The 16,939-nt window shown below is 61.6% G+C and carries 13 protein-coding genes; 6 read left to right on the top strand and 7 right to left on the bottom strand.

The window, feature by feature from the left end; all coding sequences use genetic code 11:
- Window positions 1-13: 13 nt before the first annotated feature.
- The 3 genes from rlmJ to ABNU55_RS08015 all read right to left on the bottom strand — a co-directional run bounded on the left by rlmJ (window position 14) and on the right by ABNU55_RS08015 (window position 3,606).
- Window positions 14-796 (bottom strand): 23S rRNA (adenine(2030)-N(6))-methyltransferase RlmJ, encoded by a 783-nt coding sequence (gene rlmJ / locus ABNU55_RS08025; protein WP_290754714.1) that lies wholly within the window; start codon window positions 794-796, stop codon window positions 14-16.
- Window positions 797-799: 3 nt separating this feature from the next.
- The gene (locus tag ABNU55_RS08020) at window positions 800-2,617 is read right to left on the bottom strand and encodes a M28 family metallopeptidase (protein ID WP_290756424.1); all 1,818 of its coding nucleotides are present in this window, start codon (window positions 2,615-2,617) and stop codon (window positions 800-802) included.
- 92 nt (window positions 2,618-2,709) lie between these two features.
- Window positions 2,710-3,606, bottom strand: coding sequence for a pirin family protein (locus ABNU55_RS08015; RefSeq protein ID WP_348764297.1), 897 nt, complete (start codon window positions 3,604-3,606; stop codon window positions 2,710-2,712).
- 110 nt (window positions 3,607-3,716) lie between these two features.
- On the opposite strand from ABNU55_RS08015, the gene ABNU55_RS08010 reads away from it, so the two are divergent.
- The 3 genes from ABNU55_RS08010 (at window position 3,717) to ABNU55_RS08000 (ending at window position 6,344) form a co-directional block, all read left to right on the top strand.
- Window positions 3,717-4,241, top strand: coding sequence for a uracil-DNA glycosylase family protein (locus ABNU55_RS08010; RefSeq protein ID WP_290754720.1), 525 nt, complete (start codon window positions 3,717-3,719; stop codon window positions 4,239-4,241).
- Window positions 4,238-5,233, top strand: a complete 996-nt coding sequence (locus tag ABNU55_RS08005) for an alpha/beta fold hydrolase (protein ID WP_290754722.1) — start codon at window positions 4,238-4,240, stop codon at window positions 5,231-5,233. Before ABNU55_RS08010 ends, ABNU55_RS08005 begins: the two co-directional genes overlap by 4 nt.
- A 64-nt stretch (window positions 5,234-5,297) precedes the next feature.
- Entirely contained in the window at window positions 5,298-6,344 is a 1,047-nt protein-coding gene (locus tag ABNU55_RS08000; protein ID WP_290754723.1) for a Glu/Leu/Phe/Val dehydrogenase, read from the top strand.
- 30 nt (window positions 6,345-6,374) lie between these two features.
- On the opposite strand, the gene ABNU55_RS07995 is transcribed toward ABNU55_RS08000, so the two are convergent.
- The gene (locus tag ABNU55_RS07995) at window positions 6,375-8,978 is read right to left on the bottom strand and encodes an Rne/Rng family ribonuclease (protein ID WP_348764296.1); all 2,604 of its coding nucleotides are present in this window, start codon (window positions 8,976-8,978) and stop codon (window positions 6,375-6,377) included.
- A gap of 400 nt (window positions 8,979-9,378) precedes the next feature.
- Between ABNU55_RS07995 and ABNU55_RS07990 the strand changes: the two genes are divergently transcribed.
- From ABNU55_RS07990 to prfB, 3 genes are all read left to right on the top strand, one after another.
- Window positions 9,379-10,572 (top strand): N-acetylmuramoyl-L-alanine amidase, encoded by a 1,194-nt coding sequence (locus ABNU55_RS07990; protein ID WP_290753149.1) that lies wholly within the window; start codon window positions 9,379-9,381, stop codon window positions 10,570-10,572.
- Between the two features lie 99 nt (window positions 10,573-10,671).
- A complete protein-coding gene (locus ABNU55_RS07985; RefSeq protein ID WP_290753147.1) occupies window positions 10,672-13,251 on the top strand; it encodes a penicillin-binding protein 1A in 2,580 nt (859 codons plus the stop codon).
- Between the two features lie 59 nt (window positions 13,252-13,310).
- A protein-coding gene (gene prfB / locus ABNU55_RS07980; protein ID WP_290753144.1) for a peptide chain release factor 2 occupies window positions 13,311-14,424 on the top strand; the annotation gives its coding sequence in 2 pieces (ribosomal slippage) (window positions 13,311-13,379 and window positions 13,381-14,424; 1,113 coding nt in all).
- A gap of 68 nt (window positions 14,425-14,492) precedes the next feature.
- Here the strand turns inward: prfB and ABNU55_RS07975 are convergent.
- The 3 genes from ABNU55_RS07975 to ABNU55_RS07965 all read right to left on the bottom strand — a co-directional run bounded on the left by ABNU55_RS07975 (window position 14,493) and on the right by ABNU55_RS07965 (window position 16,905).
- Complete coding sequence (locus ABNU55_RS07975) at window positions 14,493-15,056, bottom strand: polymer-forming cytoskeletal protein (RefSeq protein WP_290753142.1); 564 nt, start codon at window positions 15,054-15,056, stop codon at window positions 14,493-14,495.
- Window positions 15,040-16,257 carry a M23 family metallopeptidase gene (locus ABNU55_RS07970; RefSeq protein WP_290753140.1) on the bottom strand — a complete coding sequence of 406 codons (1,218 nt, stop codon included), beginning with the start codon at window positions 16,255-16,257 and terminating at the stop codon, window positions 15,040-15,042. Before ABNU55_RS07970 ends, ABNU55_RS07975 begins: the two co-directional genes overlap by 17 nt.
- A 189-nt stretch (window positions 16,258-16,446) precedes the next feature.
- Window positions 16,447-16,905, bottom strand: a complete 459-nt coding sequence (locus tag ABNU55_RS07965) for a peroxiredoxin (RefSeq protein ID WP_290753138.1) — start codon at window positions 16,903-16,905, stop codon at window positions 16,447-16,449.
- Window positions 16,906-16,939: the final 34 nt, after the last annotated feature.

Raw genomic sequence — 16,939 nt, 5'->3', positions numbered from 1 at the left:
GCCCCGCTAGGGGCTACCAGTAACGGTCCAGCGTTTCAGCGACCTCATAGCATGGACGGGCCATTGCCGGTGTTGTGCGTAGCCCGATCATGGCGGACCCTTCCAGAGCTGTGTCCTTTTCGCTAGTGTCGACCCAGCGCGTGCCTGCGACGAAGCCATAATCGAGGCTGGAAATGAACTGGCCGAACTCAAGCTCCCTTTCATCCTTGAACAGGGGAAGCCAGACGAGGAAGGCTGCCTTGGGCCAGCGTTTCATGGCGCGTGGCAGCCATTCGGCAAGCTGCTCCATGTCGCGCTCGGTCTCATAGCTTGGGTCAAGAAAGACCATGAGGCGCTCGCCTCGCCGGGGCTGAAGCTTCAGCGCGCCATTATACCCGTCTTCCTTCAGCGCCCGCGCCCTGTCATCGCCGTCTATCGCGGATTTCAGCTTTTCGAACTCGGCCGGGTGGCGTTCGAAGAAGATCATCCTGTCCTTTTCGCCAAGGCAGTGCTGGGCGATCTTCGGTGAGCCGGGATAGGCCTGCGGGCCGCGCTCGGCCACGAAGTCCAGCCAGGCCTGAAGGGCAGGGGAGTCCGCAGGGCGTTTTTTCAGAAGGCGCAGGACGCCGTCATCGGCCTCGCCCGTTTTGCGGGCCAGCTTGTCATTTAGGTCGTAGGTGCCGGCGGCAGAATGCGTCTCCATATAGAGCCAGTCATGCTGGGCCTGAGCGGCGATCTGGAGAACGGAAAACAGGGCTGCGTGCTTGAGCACGTCAGCCCTGTTGCCGGCATGAAAGCCATGCTGATAGGAAAGCAAGACTTACTCGCCGTCTGTCTTTTCGGCGAGCGAGGCTTCGCGGGCAGCCTCGAACTCATTGCCTTCATACCAGGTCGGCCACTCATCGGAGTTGATGATTTCAAGGCCCACCTCGTAAAGGGCGGTCACATCCTCAACCATGCCAGAGAGATCCCAGTCCTCGGAATACTCGTCCATCGGCTTGTGATAGCGCTGCGCGGTATAGGTGTCGGCTGCGGCACGGCCGGCCGCTTCGCCGCCATCGCGCTTGTCGAGGCCGCCATCGGCATAGAGCATCGGCACGCCCTTCTTGGCGAAGGAGATGTGGTCGGAGCGGTAGAATGAGCCAGCCTCCGGACGCGGATCGGGTTCAACGACGCGGTCCTGCTCTTCCAGCTTGGCTTTCAGTATGTCTTCAAGCTCAGACGCGCCATAGCCGACCACGACCATTTCCTTTGTGCGGCCCACAGGCAGCATGCCGTCCATATTGATACCGGCGACGACCTGGTTCAGCGGGACGGTCGGATTGTCGGCATAATAGGCCGAGCCGAGCAGGCCGGACTCCTCAAGCGTCACCGACAGGAAAAGGCCCGAGCGCGGATGCTCCTCGGCGGCCATGCGTTCGGCGATCTCCAGAAGGGCAGCCGAGCCCGTCGCATTGTCGACCGCGCCGTTGAAGATGTCATCCTGATAGAAGTCCTGGCCCGGTTCCCCGGCGCGTTCTTCGCTCTTCTTGCCGAGATGGTCCCAGTGCGCGGTGTAGAGCATGTATTCGTCGGGCCGCTCAGTGCCCGGCAGGACGCCGACCACATTGCGCGAATCCATCGTGTCGATGCTCTGGACGATGTTGCCGGACACGGTGAGGTCGCCCATGTCGACGGCCTCGAAGCCCGGCTCCTTGGCGGCCGATTTCAGCTCTTCATAGTCGAGGCCGGCTTCTTCGAAGAGCTTGCGGGCCACGTCGACCGTGATCCAGGACTCGAAGGTGGTGCGGTCGGCGCCGCCATTGTCGCGGACCAGGTCGGCCTGCGCGCCGGACCAGGAATTGCGGACCACTTCCCAGGGATAGGAGGCCGGTTCGGTCTCATGGATGATGATCGCGCCGGTTGCGCCCTGACGGGCCGCTTCCTCGAACTTGTAGGTCCAGCGGCCATAATAGGTCATGGCGCGGCCTTTGAAGAGGTCTTCGCTCTCGCGGGCAAAGCCGGGATCGTTGACCAGCATGACGACGGTCTTGCCCTCGACATCGAGGCCCTCATAGTCGTTCCAGTCATATTCCGGCGCAACGACGCCATAGCCGACAAAGACGAGGTCGGAATCGGTGAAGTCGAGGTCGGTCTGATCCTGATGCTTGGTCCAGAGAACCGCGTCCTCCTTCAGCGTCATCGGCATTGCTTCGCCGGAGCCTGTGCCGTTGAAGGTGATGGAAGAGGCGTTCTCATCGATGCTCTGCTCGACCATGGCGACGGTCTGGAACCAGCCGCCATCCTCGCCGCCCGGCTCAAGGCCGATGCGTTCCATTTCACGGGCGATCCAGAGCGCCGAGTTCTCGCCCGCTTCGCTGCCCGGACCGCGGCCCTCATAGGCGTCGTCGGCGAGGGTGGAGATGCGCACGGCAAGGTCTTCGGCGGTGATCTCCGTCGATGTCTCTTCCGGCAGGGGCAGGATGAGTTCGGCGCTCTGATCGCCAGACATGTCGCCGCCGGCATCCTCTTCCATGGCGGCGCCGTCTTCGGTGGCTTCCGCATCCGGGGCGGCGGCCTCATCTGCAGGTGTCGCCGGCTCAGAACAGGCGGCGAGGGCGAGCAGCGAAATGGCTGGCCAGAAAGAGCGTTTCATCATGATCTCCTGAATCGATTGCTGGCCCGGTTGTGACACAGGCGCTCAATCGCCACAAGAAAACCGCTGGAAGGGTCGCGTGAGCGGTCAGCGCCTCAGGGGAGGGGAATATAGTCGGTCTCGCCCTCAGGCAGGCTGAAACGGGTTCCCGCCCAGCCGTTTTCAATGGAATCAGTCCAGCCTGCGCGCGCTTCATCGATGAGGGCCTGATCGCTGGCAACGAGGTTCCAGTCGATGAGGCGCGGGCCATCCATCTTCTGTCCGCCGGCCAGCATGAGATGGCTGTCTTTCGAGGCGTTTACGGAGGCGGGTTCGCCGGGCTTCAGGATCACCATATTGCCATCGCCATACGTCTTGCCCGCGATCTCAGCTGAGCCGCCAGCGATGTAGATTGCGCGTTCATCGGCAGCATCGCCGGGAATGTCGAATGTTGCTCCGTCCGGCGCGGTAACGCCGACATACCAGATGCCCCATGGAAACTCGACCGGAGAGCGGTGGCCCCACGCCTCCCCGGCCAGCACCTGCGCCCGCGCACCGCCAAGATCGAATTCCGGCAGCGTGACCCTGGCGTGGTGGGTGAAGGAAGGCTCACAGGTTTCATGCGTCTTGGGCAGGGCGACCCAGGTCTGGATGCCGTGCATGCGCATGCCGGCCTCGCGCTCTTCGGGGGGCGTGCGTTCGGAATGGACGATCCCCTTGCCGGCTACCATCCAGTTCACAGCGCCGGGCCGGATCGTGATGTCGGAGCCGACCGTGTCCCTGTGGGCGATTGCGCCGTCAAAGAGATAGGTCACCGTGGCGAGGCCGATATGGGGGTGTGGGCGCACGTCGAAACCCTTGCCGGGCGGATAGTCCACGGGGCCGAAATGGTCGAAGAAGATGAACGGGCCGACCATCCTGCGCTTGTGGAAGGGGAGCACACGGCGGACCTTGAACCCGCCGCCAAGGTCGCGCGGGCGGGCATCGATAACGAGGTCTACGGGATCAGACATGCAGGGGCGTCCTTGTCTTGGCTGCGGCGCCCCTCATCTTGGCCCAAGTGAGCGCCGATCTGAATAGATATCTTGAGCAATTGCGCGCCTGCACGCTCTGTGCGGGCGATATGCCGCGTTCGCCCAATCCGATCGTGCGCGCGGCAAGGGGCGCGAAAATCCTGATCGCCAGCCAGGCGCCCGGAAATCTCGCTGATCTGTCCTCCAGGCCGTTTGCCGACCCGTCCGGCGTGCGGCTGCGCAGCTGGATGGGGGTGAGCGAGGGGGAATTCTATGACGAGTCGCGCGTCGTCATCGCGCCGATGGGCTTCTGTTTTCCGGGCTATGACAAGAAGGGCGGCGACCTGCCGCCGATGAAGGTGTGCGCGCCGACCTGGCGGCCCGGCCTTCTGGAGCGGCTGCCAGATATAGAGCTTGTGCTGGCCATCGGCGGATACGCCCAGAGATGGCATCTTGGGCCGGCTGCCTCACGCACGCTTACCGAAACTGTTCGTAACTGGCGCACGCATATGGAGGCCGGTATCCTGCCAACCCCGCATCCAAGCTGGCGCAATAATGCATGGCTGAAGAAGAACCCCTGGTTCGAGACCGAGGTCCTGCCCGTGTTGCGACAGAAAGTGAGAGACCTGCTTTGAGATGGCTTGCCCTGCTGCCCCTGCTTATCCTGACCGCCTGCGCCACGCCGCACATGCAGGAGGCTCTGATGCCTGACGGCACGCCTCAACCACGTTTCGAGCCGGAGCTTTCGACGTTTACCAGCTTTGATGGTGCTGAACTTGGCCTGACAGTCTGGCAGGCGGATGCGGGCGTTGAAGGGGCTGGCGCCGAGCATGTCATTCTCGGTGTGCACGGCATGAATGACTACGCCAACGCCTTTCATATGGTCGCCCCCTGGTTCGCAGAGCGGGGCGTGACGACCTATGCCTATGATCAGCGCGGCTTTGGCCGGTCTGTCGAGCGCGGCATCTGGCCGGAGCCGGACTTGATGAGGGAGGATATTCGGGTTGCCATTGATCTTGTCCGGGCGCGCCATCCAGATGCGACCCTGACGCTGATCGGGATATCCATGGGCGGCTCTGCGGCGATGACGCTGTTCGGATCGGACAATCCGCCGGAAGGCGTGGACCGGCTGATCCTGTCGGGGCCAGGGCTTCGCGGCTGGGGCGCCATGAACTGGCTCTATCGCGGTGCCCTCTGGCTCTCGGCGCATACGCGTCCCGGCTGGGTCGTGCGCCCGCCGCGCGGGGTCAAGATCGAGCCGTCGGACAATGTTGAGATGCTGCGCCGGATGATGGAGGACCCCCTGCGGATGACGGACAACCGCATCGACCAGGTCTATGGCGTCGTGGCGCTTATGGAGGCGGCGCATGAGGCCGCGCCGAAGCTGCCGGAAAGCCTCCCGACACTGATGACCTATGGTGCGAGGGATATTGTCGTTCCGCCGGGCGGTGTGAGGCGGACGCTGAAGATCCTCGCGCCCCATGTTCGCACCGCCTATTACCCCAAGGGGTATCATATGCTGCTGAGAGACCTTCAGGCCGAAACGGTCTACGCTGATATGTGGGCTTTCATGCAAGATCCTTCTGCGCCCCTGCCATCCGGCGTTTCAAGCATACCTGCCAAGTGAAGGTAGCAGTTGACCGCTCCATATAGGCCGCTAAGGCCGGGGCGAGAGATTGAGGAGATCATTCATGTTCGACCATCCATCCTTTGACGGCCATGAAGGCGTTCACATGTTCGAGGACGCGGCGAGCGGCCTGAAGGCCATTATCGCGGTTCACTCGACCGCGCTTGGCCCTGCGGCAGGTGGATGCCGGATGTGGAATTACGACACCGGTGAGGAAGCCCTGCGCGATGCGCTGCGCCTCTCCAAGGGGATGAGCTTCAAGAACGCCATGGCGGGCCTTCCGCTGGGCGGCGGCAAGGCGGTCATCTGGGGCAATTCCAAAACCGGCAAGTCAAAGGAGCTGTTCGAGGCGTTCGGGCGGGCGATCAATTCGCTGAACGGTTCGTACTATACCGCAGAAGACGTCGGGATCAGCCCGCAGGACATGCAGATTGTAGCGACGCAGACAGAATATGTCGCCGGTCTGGACCAGGGCGATGCGGCGAGCGGCGATCCGTCCCCGATCACGGCGCTGGGTGTCTATCGCGGCATCAAGGCGAGCGCCAAGCGCGCATTCGGCAGTGACAGTCTCGAAGGCCGCACGATTGCCGTTCAGGGCGTCGGTCATGTCGGCGGCTATCTTTGCGATCACCTCGCCGAGGAGGGGGCCCACCTCATCATTACCGATATCGATCAGGATCTTCTCAAGGCCGTGAGCGAGCGGACCGGCGCGAAGATCGTCGCGAGCGACGAAATCTATGACCAGGATGTCGATATCTTTTCGCCGAACGCCCTCGGCGCCGTGATCAATCCCGAAACGCTTCCGCGCCTCAAGGCCAAGGTCGTGGCGGGCGGTGCCAACAATCAGCTTGCCATCGCCGAGATGGATGCCGCCCTTCGCGATCGCGGGATTCTCTATGCGCCCGACTATGTCATCAATGGCGGCGGCATCATCAATGTGGCCGCAGAGATTTCGGGCGCCTATTCCCGCAACTGGGTCATGGGCAAGCTCAATATCCTGATCGAGACACTGGGCGAAGTGCTGGACGAAGCCAAAGACCGCAACGCCCCGACCAATGAGGTCGCCGAGAAGATTGCGCGTGCGCGGATCGCAGAGGCGCAGTCTTCCTGAGTTTGAGAGAATGAGGCGAAGCGCCGGCGCCTAGCGCCGGCGTGACCACCAGCCGCGACGTTTCGGCTTCTCTTCGGTCTTTTCTTCTTTCGCAGGTTCATCCTCATCGCTGGAGATCAGCACAGGCTCGCTTGCGACCGGTTTTTCCGGGTCGAAGACAGCTGCTGTGGACGGAGAGGTTTCAGCCTCGGTGGCCTCATCCGTCGTTTCATCCTGAGAGGACGTCTCATCTGCCGCGCCGGTTTCTGTATCAGCTTGCGGCGCAGGCTGTTCCGTCTCAACGGCCTTTACCGGGGGTTCAGGCTGCGGCTCTGCCTTGGCAGGGGCGTCCGCGCGCGCTTCTGCTGGCGTCTCGTTTTCAGCGGTCTTGTCTGAAGCGCCGCTCGACTCGCTGGAGCTGGCAGTCTGATCGTTTTGTTGTGTTTCCGATTCAGGCTTTTTCGACTGACGGCGGCCGCCGCGGCTGCGGCGGGAGCGCGAGCGGCGGGACTTTGGCTTTTCATCCTCGCTGGAGGATTCGTTGTCGTCCGAGCCTTTGTCTGAATTGCCGTCGTCAGCGGAGTCCTGCTTGATCGCTTCCATAGCGACATTCTTGGCAAGCTGTGGCTGCGAGGCGGTGGAGCGATTGGCTTCGTCCGGATCGGGCAGGGCAGGGGGCTCATCGTCGAGCAGGGCGGCTGGGCTGTGGGCGAGGCCATCGAGCAGCGCGCCGCCATCGGCAGGCACGACCGGGTTGGACTCACGGCGCCGGCGGCGGCCACCGCGGCGGCCACGCCTGCGGCGTTTGCGGGAACTGCCGGACTGATCGTCATTGTCGGCGTTCGCCTCGTCAGATGTGTCCTGGCTGTCGCTGCTCTCGGTTTCGTCGTCCGTCTCGTCTTCAGTGGAGTCGTCAAACTCGTCTGGCAGCTGGTCGTCATCCTCATCGCCGATGATATGGCGGTTGCGGTCAGACTTGCGCGAGCGGCGCGACTTGCTGTTGGGGTCCTTTTCGGCGTCGATCTTGAAGTCGCCGGGAAGGAAATCGTCCGAAGAGCGTATCGAGATCGCAAAGCCCGCGACTTCCTCGATATCGGTGACAGCTTCACGCTTGTTGTTGAGCAGGTAGAGCGCGACTTCCGTCGGCGCATGGACGGTGATGGAAGACAGTCCACCGCCCGCCGCGCGCGCTTCCAGGGCGCGAAGCAGCTGCAGGGCGGCCGAAGGCACCGAACGGCGCCGGCCGGTGCCATTACACGCGTCGCAAGGGTCGGAGGTTGCCTGCAGAACACCGGCGCGGCGGCGCTGGCGTGAGATTTCCATCAGGCCGAATTGCGAAATCTTGCCGCTCTGCACACGGGCGCGGTCGATCTTGAGGCAGTCTTTCAGCTTCTTCTCGACGGCGCGATTGTTCTTGTTCTCCTCCATGTCGATGAAATCGATCACGATGAGGCCGGCAAGGTCGCGCAGGCGCATCTGGCGGCAGGCTTCCTCGGCGGCTTCCAGATTGGTGCGCAGGGCGGTCTGCTCGATATTCCGCTCTTTCGTCGCCTTGCCCGAGTTCACGTCGATGGCGACGAGCGCTTCAGTCTGGTTGATGACGAGATAGCCGCCCGATTTCATCTGGACGACGGGTGAGAATATGGAATCGAGCTGGTCCTCGACGCTTTCGGACACGAAGAGCGGTGCGGTGGACTTCCACTGTTTCACCTTCCGGGCCTGCGTCGGCATGATCATTTTCGAGAGGTCTTTTGCCTCCCGGTAGGCCGACTGGCCCTGGATGATCACTTCCTCGATATCCTTGTCGAACATGTCCCGCATGGCGCGGTGAACGAGGCCGCCTTCCTCATGGATGATGCAGGGCGCAATCGATTCCATGGTCCGGTTGCGGATATTGTCCCAGAGCTTCTGGAGGTATTCATAATCGCGCCGGATATCGGTCTTGGTGCGCTTGGCGCCGGCCGTGCGCACGATCAGCCCCATGCCGTGCGGCACGTCGAGGCTGGACATGATTTCCTTCAGGCGCTTGCGGTCAGCGCCATTGGTGATCTTGCGGGAAATGCCGCCGCCGCGGGGCGTGTTCGGCATGAGAACGCTGTAACGGCCCGCGAGCGACAGGAAGGTGGTGAGCGCCGCACCCTTGTTGCCGCGCTCTTCCTTGACGACCTGAACCAGCATCACCTGCCGGCGGCGGATGACTTCCTGGATCTTGTAGCGTTTGGAACTCGCCTGCGGGCGCGGCTTGGCGGCTGCAGCCTCCGCGGCGGCCTCATCGGCGTCCGATTCGGTCTCCTCGTCGCGCTCGTCATCATCCTCATCGGACTCATTGGACGCGTCGTTATCGTCGTCGTCATCTTCCTCGGCGGCTGCGCGGGCGGCGTCCTGAAGCAGGGCCTCGCGGTCTTCCTGGGGAAGCTGGTAATAGTCCGGGTGGATTTCGTTGAAGGCGAGAAAGCCGTGGCGATTGCCGCCATATTCGACGAAACAGGCCTGAAGGGAGGGCTCAACCCGCGTGACTTTCGCGAGATAGATATTGCCTCTTAGCTGTTCCTTGCCTGTTGTCTCGAAATCGAAGTCATCTACGCGTCCATCCGACACGAGCGCCACCCGGGTTTCCTCCGGGTGGACCGCATCGATCAGCATTAATTTGCTCATATGTTATCGCCTTGTGATCTGGCGGCGCGGCCCGGGACAAATTGGCCCCGAGGCTGCGGCGAACGCCAGTTAGTTTGTGACGGGATATCTTGCGTCCGCACGTCTGCGCGCCAGCGGGCGCTAGTCTCGACAATGCTTTATGGGACAAAAGATACATTACAGGTTGTTCCGTGTCCGATCATGCCTTGCGCGGCTTAAGGCGCCTGTCCGCAGGCCTTCTGGAAATGGCTCGAGCCTCTTTATGGAGGTCCGTTTCAGCATGCCCAAAGCCGGGGCCAATGAAAAGCGCAAAAATCAGAGAAACAAGAAATAAGCAGCCGTCCAGGCTACGGTAAACACTGGATTAACGAAGGCGGCTCACAATAGCGGGTAATCGATTCACCGAATATCAGATGGACCCATGACAGGTAAATTCCGGTATTTCCTTCTTCTTCTGTGTGCTGTGGTCTGGCTGGGCAATTCGGCCCTTGCCGGAGAAATCAGCGAAGTCAGTGTCGTCGGCGAGGGCGAGTATACGCGCATCACGCTCGCCTCCGACACAGAGATTCGCCACGGTATCTTTTCGCTGGCGCATAATGGCCAGCGAGCGATTGCCATTGATTTTCCAGACGCGCGCGTTGGTACGAGTGCGGTCACGCCCGCACCCACCGGGGCGGTCACATCCTATGAAATTCTGGGCGGCGGTATCGCTTTCCGGTTGAGCCATGCCGTTGAAGTGTCTCGGGCTCTCAGTATCGGCCCGACCACGGCCGATCCGCGCCACCGTCTTGTGGTCGACCTTGTCCGTGTCTCGCCGGTCCGGTTTGACCGGGAGGCGGCTGTCGATGTCGACCGGCGTGCCGCTTTCCTCTCAGGGGAGGGCGCTGGTCCGGCCGAAGCGGTCGAGATGGCTGCCGCCGAACCGGCCTCGCGCAAGCGCGTCATTGTGATCGATCCCGGCCATGGCGGACATGATCCGGGCGCCTCGGCGCATGATCTGACGCGCGAGAAGACTATTGTGCTTGCGACCTCGCAGGCCTTGAAGACAAAGCTCGATGCGACGGGGCGCTATACCGTTCATCTGACGCGCAGCGACGATACCTATATCGACCATGAGGACCGTGTCTCGATGGCCCGTAACTGGGGCGCCGACCTGTTCATTTCCGTCCACGCAGACGCTGCGGGGAACAGCTCGGTCTCGGGGGCGACGGTCTATACGCTGTCAGCCCGCGGTGAGCGGCGCGTCGATGGCACGGCCAGCGCGAATGGCTGGCAGTTGCCGGTGGAAGACGGCACGTCTCAGGAAATCGTGGGCATTCTGACGGACCTCACCAAGCGCGAAACCAAAACGAATTCATCGATCTTTGCGGAAATGCTCATCCCTGAACTCGCCGGAGCAGGGCCGATTGTTCGCAACAGCCACAGGCGCGAGAACTTCTTCGTGCTGCTGGCCCCGGACGTGCCAGCGGTGCTGGTCGAGATCGGCTTTCTGACGAATCGGGCCGATGTGGCGCGTCTCTCCTCGCAGCAGGGCAGGGACCGTACCGCGGCCGCAATTGCGAATGCCATCGACACCTATTTCGCCCAGGCGGCAGGCCACACTGCAGTCAATTAGCTGTTTTCGTCTTCCGTAGGCTGCAGGCGCGCCTTACTCTGGACATGGAATTCTGCGAAGCGCTGCCTTCGTAACGATAACGCCTGAACGGACATGTCCATGAGTGAACAGACCGCGAAAAGACGATTCCTGACCTGGAAGACGGCCCGGCGCGTGGCAATCGGCCTCGTCATACTGGGGGCGATCTGTTTCACCGCCGTGATGCTGTGGGTTGCCGCGCTCTCCCGGGACTTGCCGTCGCATGAGCGCCTTGCCGACTATGAGCCGCCGATCACCTCGCGGGTGCATGCCGGGGACGGCACGCTCATCGCCGAATTTGCCGACGAACACCGTGTCTTCGTGCCCATCGAGTCCATTCCGGACCACGTTGTCCAAGCCTTCGTCGCCGCCGAGGACAAGAAGTTCTTCGATCATTCCGGCCTCGATTATCTCGGTATCCTGCGCGGCGCCATCAATTCGGCGCAGATCAAGCTGTCGGGCAGCGGCCGCAACCTGCAGGGCGGGTCGACCATCACACAGCAGGTGGCAAAGAACATGCTGCTTACGCGTGATCAGCGGATCGAACGCAAGGTGAAAGAAGCCATCATCGCGCGGCGCATGGAGAATACGTTCACCAAGGACGAGATTCTCGAGATCTACCTGAATGAGATCTATCTCGGTGTCCGCGCCTATGGCGTCGGCTCGGCCGCGCTCATCTATTTCAATAAGTCGCTCCCGGAATTGAACCTCTCTGAGGCGGCTATCCTCGCTTCCCTGGCCCAGGCCCCCTCGACCGTGAACCCGTACCGGCGTCCGCAGCGCCTGCTGGCACGCCGGGACTATGTGCTGAACCGGATGCTCGAAGACGGCTACATCACAAAAGAGGACGCCGAGGAGGCAAAAGCCCAGCCGCTGAAGGTGGTCGACCGGCTTCGCGGGCCGGAATATGCGGCCGCGACCTATTTCGTCCAGGAGCTTCGCCGTGAGCTCATCGACGAATATGGTGAGGAGGCGCTGGAGCGCGGCGGCCTTTCCATCCGCACCACGATGGACACCAAGATGCAGCTTGCGGCCCAGAATGCGCTGCAGAGCGGGCTGGAAACCTATGACCGCCGCCACGGTTATCGCGGCCCCTTCACGACGGTTGATCCGTCCGGCGATGTCGCCGCCCAGCTTTCCGACGTTGAACGCCCCGCTGGCTATGGCGACTGGGAAGCGGGCATGGTGGATGAGCTTACAGGCGACGGCGCGACCATCACGCTGCATGACGGGCGCACCACCACGATCCCGAAAGAGGATGTCGACTGGGCCGGCAAGTGGGACCGCCCCGAGGGCGGCGAAGGTCTGGCGCGCGGTGATGTGATCCTCGTTGATGTCGAGCGCACCGAAGAGTTGCGCCCCGGTGCACCGGAAGAGGTTGAAGAAGACGAGATCCGCGATGAGGAAGACTGGATTTCTGTCCCGTCAGAGACCGCGCGCCTTAAACAGGTGCCGGATGTCGAGGGCGCCATTGTCGCGCTGGATCCGCATACCGGACGGGTGCTCGCAATGGTGGGTGGATATTCCTTCTTCAAGAGCCCGTTCAACCGCGTGACGCAAGGCATGCGTCAGCCGGGCTCGTCCTTCAAACCTTTTGTCTATGCCGCGGCGCTGGAGAATGGCTACACGCCGTCTACCAAGATCCTCGACTCTCCCTTCGTCTATTATGACGAGGAAACCGGGCAGACCTGGAAGCCGCAGAACTATTCGGCCGGTCGCAGCTATGGCGAAGTGACGATGCGGACGGCGCTGGAACGCTCCTTCAACCAGGTGACCGCGCGGGTCGCTGTCGATATCGGTATGGAAGACGTGTCCGCGCTTGCCGAGCGCTTCGGGCTTTATGATGACCTGCCTGCCTATCCAGCCATGGCGCTCGGTTCAGGCGACACGACACCCTGGAAAATGGCGCGGGGCTATGCCGCTTTCGTGAATGGCGGCAAGGAAGTGACACCGACCCTGCTGGACCGTGTGCAGGACCGCTATGGCGACACGCTTTACCGCCATGATGAGCGCGAATGCGAGGGCTGCGAGGCCGAGAGCTGGGATGGCGGCGAACCGCCAGAGCTTGCCGACAATCGCGAGCAGCTGATCGACCCTGTGATTGCCTATCAGGTCGTCCACATGCTGGAAGGCGTCGTCGAGCGTGGCACCGCACGCCGGGCCGCCCGTCTGGGCAAGCCGCTTGCCGGCAAGACCGGGACGACGAATGATTATTTCGACGCGCTCTTCTATGGCTTCTCGCCGGACCTTGTGGTCGGTGTCTGGGTCGGTTTCGACCAGCCCCGTACGCTCGGCTATGGCGAGGCAGGTGGCTCGGTGGCGCTGCCGGTCTTCATCAGCTTCATGGAAGAGGCCCTGAAAGACGCGCCCGCCATGCCGTTCCGTATCCCGCCAGGTGTGCGGCTCGTGTCGGTAGATCACGATACAGGCGGGCTGCCGACCTCCGGCTCAGGTGAGGTGATCGTCGAGGCCTTCCGTCCGGGCACGGAACCCGGCGCGGTATTTGACGAGGATGGTGGCTTCTCAATCTCGGGCAATCAGGGCGCGAGCAATCCGGGCGATGTGGCCGATCCCTTCTCTGAAGGTCTGGGCCGGCGCCCCGGTGCCAAGGCCGGCGAAGAGGATGATGTCGCGGACGAGAATCTGAGCGGCATTTATTGACCCCGGCGCCGGTAATGTGCATCCCGTGCAAGCTGAAACCCATGTAGAGACAAGAGTTTATGTCTACTGAAATCACGACCCTTATTGATGACATCGAGCAGTCGGCAGAACTGCTGAGGAGGCGTCTTTGACTGGGACGTCGCACAAAAACGACTCGATGAACTGAACGCGCTGTCAGAGCGCCAGGATTTCTGGAACGATCCGGAACAGGCCCGCAAGCTGATGGCCGAACGCCAGCAGCTCGAGACCGGTATCGAAACCGTGCTTGAGCTTGAGCGTGAGGCCAGCGACGGGCGCGAACTCCTCGAACTCGCCGATGGCGACGAGGACATGATCGAGGATCTATCCGCCAGCATGAAACGCCTGCGCGAGCGCGCCGCCAAGGCTGAGCTTCAAGCCCTTCTGTCCGGCGAGGCCGACAGCAATGACTGCTATATGCAGATCAATGCCGGGGCAGGGGGCACCGAAAGCCAGGACTGGGCCGCCATGCTGCGGCGCATGTATGTACGCTGGGCCGAAGGAAGCGGTTACAAGGTCGAGGAAGTCGACGCGCATGATGGCGAAGAAGCCGGGATCAAGTCGGCGACACTGCTCATCTCCGGTCACAACGCCTATGGCTGGCTGAAATCGGAGTCGGGCGTGCACCGCCTTGTGCGGATTTCGCCCTATGACTCCTCGGCGCGCCGGCACACCTCATTTGCTTCGGTGACGGTTTCGCCTGTGATTGACGAGTCCATCGAGGTCGAGATCGACCCCTCCGATGTGCGCACCGACACGTACAGATCATCGGGGGCCGGCGGCCAGCACGTCAACAAGACGGACTCGGCCGTGCGTCTGACCCATGAGCCGACCGGGATTGTCGTTGCCTGTCAGGCAGGCCGTTCGCAGCACCAGAACCGGGCCAAGGCGTGGGAGATGCTTCGCTCCAAGCTCTATGAGCTGGAATTGCAGAAACGCCGCGAAGCTGCGCAGGACAGTCACGACTCCAAGTCGGATATCGGCTGGGGTCACCAGATCCGGTCATATGTGCTCCAGCCCTATCAGCTTGTGAAAGACCTCCGCACAAATCATGAGACCTCTGACACATCAGGCGTTTTGGACGGCGATATCGATGCGTTCCTGAGTGCCTCGCTGGCGCACGATGTGGGGGCCACACGCGAAGAAGAGGCCTAGACAGAAAAACGGCCACACCTTGAGGTGTGGCCGTTTCAGTCTGTTTCGCTTTACCGAAGAAAAGCAGATCAGGAGAGGGCTGTGGGGCTGCTCATACTGGCAGAGCTGCGGCTGTCGCTCGTGCTGGAGGCCGTCGACGATGCCGTCTTGCCGTCCGCCTTTGCGGAGCTGGACTCGCCTTCGATACTGGTCGACGGGCGCGCCGCTTTCGGGCCGGACGTCTTCAGCGGATCTTCGGAATATTTGACCTGGCCTTCGAAAATCGCATTGGGCTGAATGCTGAGCGAGGCGTGAAGGATGTCGCCTTCTACACGGGCCCCCGTCTCCAGTTCGACACGGCGGGCGCGGATCGAGCCAAGGACCTCGCCCTTCACCTTCACCGCTTCAGCCTTGACTTCGCCAATCACCTTGCCGCTGGCGCCGATCGTGATCTCGCCGGCGGTCACATCACCATCGATTACACCATCAATGTGAAGCGCTCCATCAGAACTGATCGAGCCCTTGATCTCCATATCGTTGCAGATGATCGAAGCGGCGGCGGAGCGCGTTCCCGTGCGGCTGGACGCCGCCTTCGGATCGACCGGCGGTGCGTAGCTTTGTGTGCTGGCGCTGTCCTTATTCTTGGTGAACATGTTTACCTGCCCTGAGAAATTCTACTGGATCGTAAGGTTTGTTGTTGAACCAGACCTCATAGTGAAGGTGTGGTCCGGTACTGCGTCCTGTTGACCCCATCGCCCCGACAGTGTCCCCGATCGCCACCGTATCACCGGTGCTCACATTTATACGTCTTAAATGACCGTAACGTGACTTGAAGCCATTGCCATGGTCGATCTCGACCAGCCGGCCATAACCGGACTTGGTGCCCGCAAAGCTGACCTTGCCGGGGCCCGTCGCCGTGATCGGCGCATTCCAGTAGGCACCGACATCAATGCCATTGTGCCAGCCCGGACGCTGATTGAACGGATCGACGCGCAGGCCGTAATTCGAGGTCAGATGGGATGGCACGCCGACCGGATCGGCCAGCGGAAGGGTCGAGACGACATTCTCATAATAGCGCGCTTCTTCCATCCGCGCGGCCACCTGGGCGACGCGCTCGGCGAACATGGCTTCTTCCGGGCTGTTGAATTCCCCTGAGGTCAGGCTTGCGAACGGCACAAGTGGGCCGCCCATTTCCCGGTTTTCAGCAATGCGGTTCGTGCCCACCGCAGTCAGGCGCAGGACACCGCGGGCCGCCTCAGCGCGCTCAATAGCGATGTCCTCGACCTCATCGAGGAAGACCTGCTGCTCACGTTGGATGTCGGCAATCTGGCGGCGGACACCGGCATTATCGGTTCTGGCTTCCTGGATCGACTCCGACGCCCGCGACTGGCGCCGGTCGGCTTCATCGATAGACGCATTGACTAGGAGGGCGGTGCCATCGCCGCGAAGGGCGGCGGTTTCCAGCTCCCCGCCATTTCGCAGGGCGTCGAGCATCACTTCCAGTGTACGATGGCGTTCTTCAAAGCTGACGGTCGCTTCCTGGAAGGCTTCAGTCCGTTCGACCAGCTGGGAGCGGGAGAGGGCATCGCGTGCCCGCAGCTCCTGAACCCAGCGCTCATACTTGTCGATCTGCTGCTGGCCCTGGGCCGACAGCGTGCTGCCGGGGAGGAATACGAGACTGGCGGTGGCGTACAAGGTCCAGCCAACAACGGCGGCGATGGCGACAGACAGGACGGCTTGCTGGGAAGGCGAGATTATGAAGTAGCGGACGGTCCCACCGCTGCGGTGGTAAATCTGGCGTTCCGGGAAAAGGCGACTGAAAAGCTCCCCCACTTTCATCGTCTTTTTCGTCATCGACGCGCCTGCCTCTCTAATTACTCTTACACTTGCTGTGTCATCCACAGCACACCCTCAGGAATTTTTCTAACGCAATTCGTATCGCAGCGGAAAGGGCAAATCCCCCGGTTCGCCGCATTTTTCTCACAATTGATAAAATTTTTTACTAAATCTTCCCTCGCCTCGGCACGTCTGATGCAGAATAGGTCAAAGTATAGAGAGAACTTTCTCAACATGTCCTTTCACCCGCACCTTCCGCCAGCATTCAATAATCATACCATCGCTGCCAATTGCGAAAGTAGAGCGTTCTATTCCCATGAATTTGCGCCCGTACATGTTCTTTTCCTTCCAGACACCGAAGGCTTCACAGGCCGCTCCGTCCTCGTCTGAAGCGAGAGGGATGGCAAGCGCCTGTTTTTCTATGAATTTCTCATGCGAGGCCAGGGTGTCGCGGGACACGCCGACAATGTCGAAACCCTTGGCGTCGAACTCCGCTTTCATCTCGGTGAAAGCTTTGGCCTCGGTCGTGCACCCGGGTGTATTGTCTTTCGGGTAAAAGAATACGATCACGCCGCGTCCGCCGGAGGGCGGCAGGGAGATAGGGCCAGCGGTGGTGTCCAGTTTTAGGGCAGGGGCAGCATCGCCTGCTGAAAGTGGTGCGGTCATCGGGCTTCTCGTCCTATTTCTGCTTTATTGATAG

The organism is uncultured Henriciella sp. (assembly GCF_964005855.1).
GTDB lineage: Bacteria > Pseudomonadota > Alphaproteobacteria > Caulobacterales > Hyphomonadaceae > Henriciella.
Note: the sequence above shows the minus strand (reverse complement) of the source record. Positions and strands in the feature narration are given on the sequence as shown.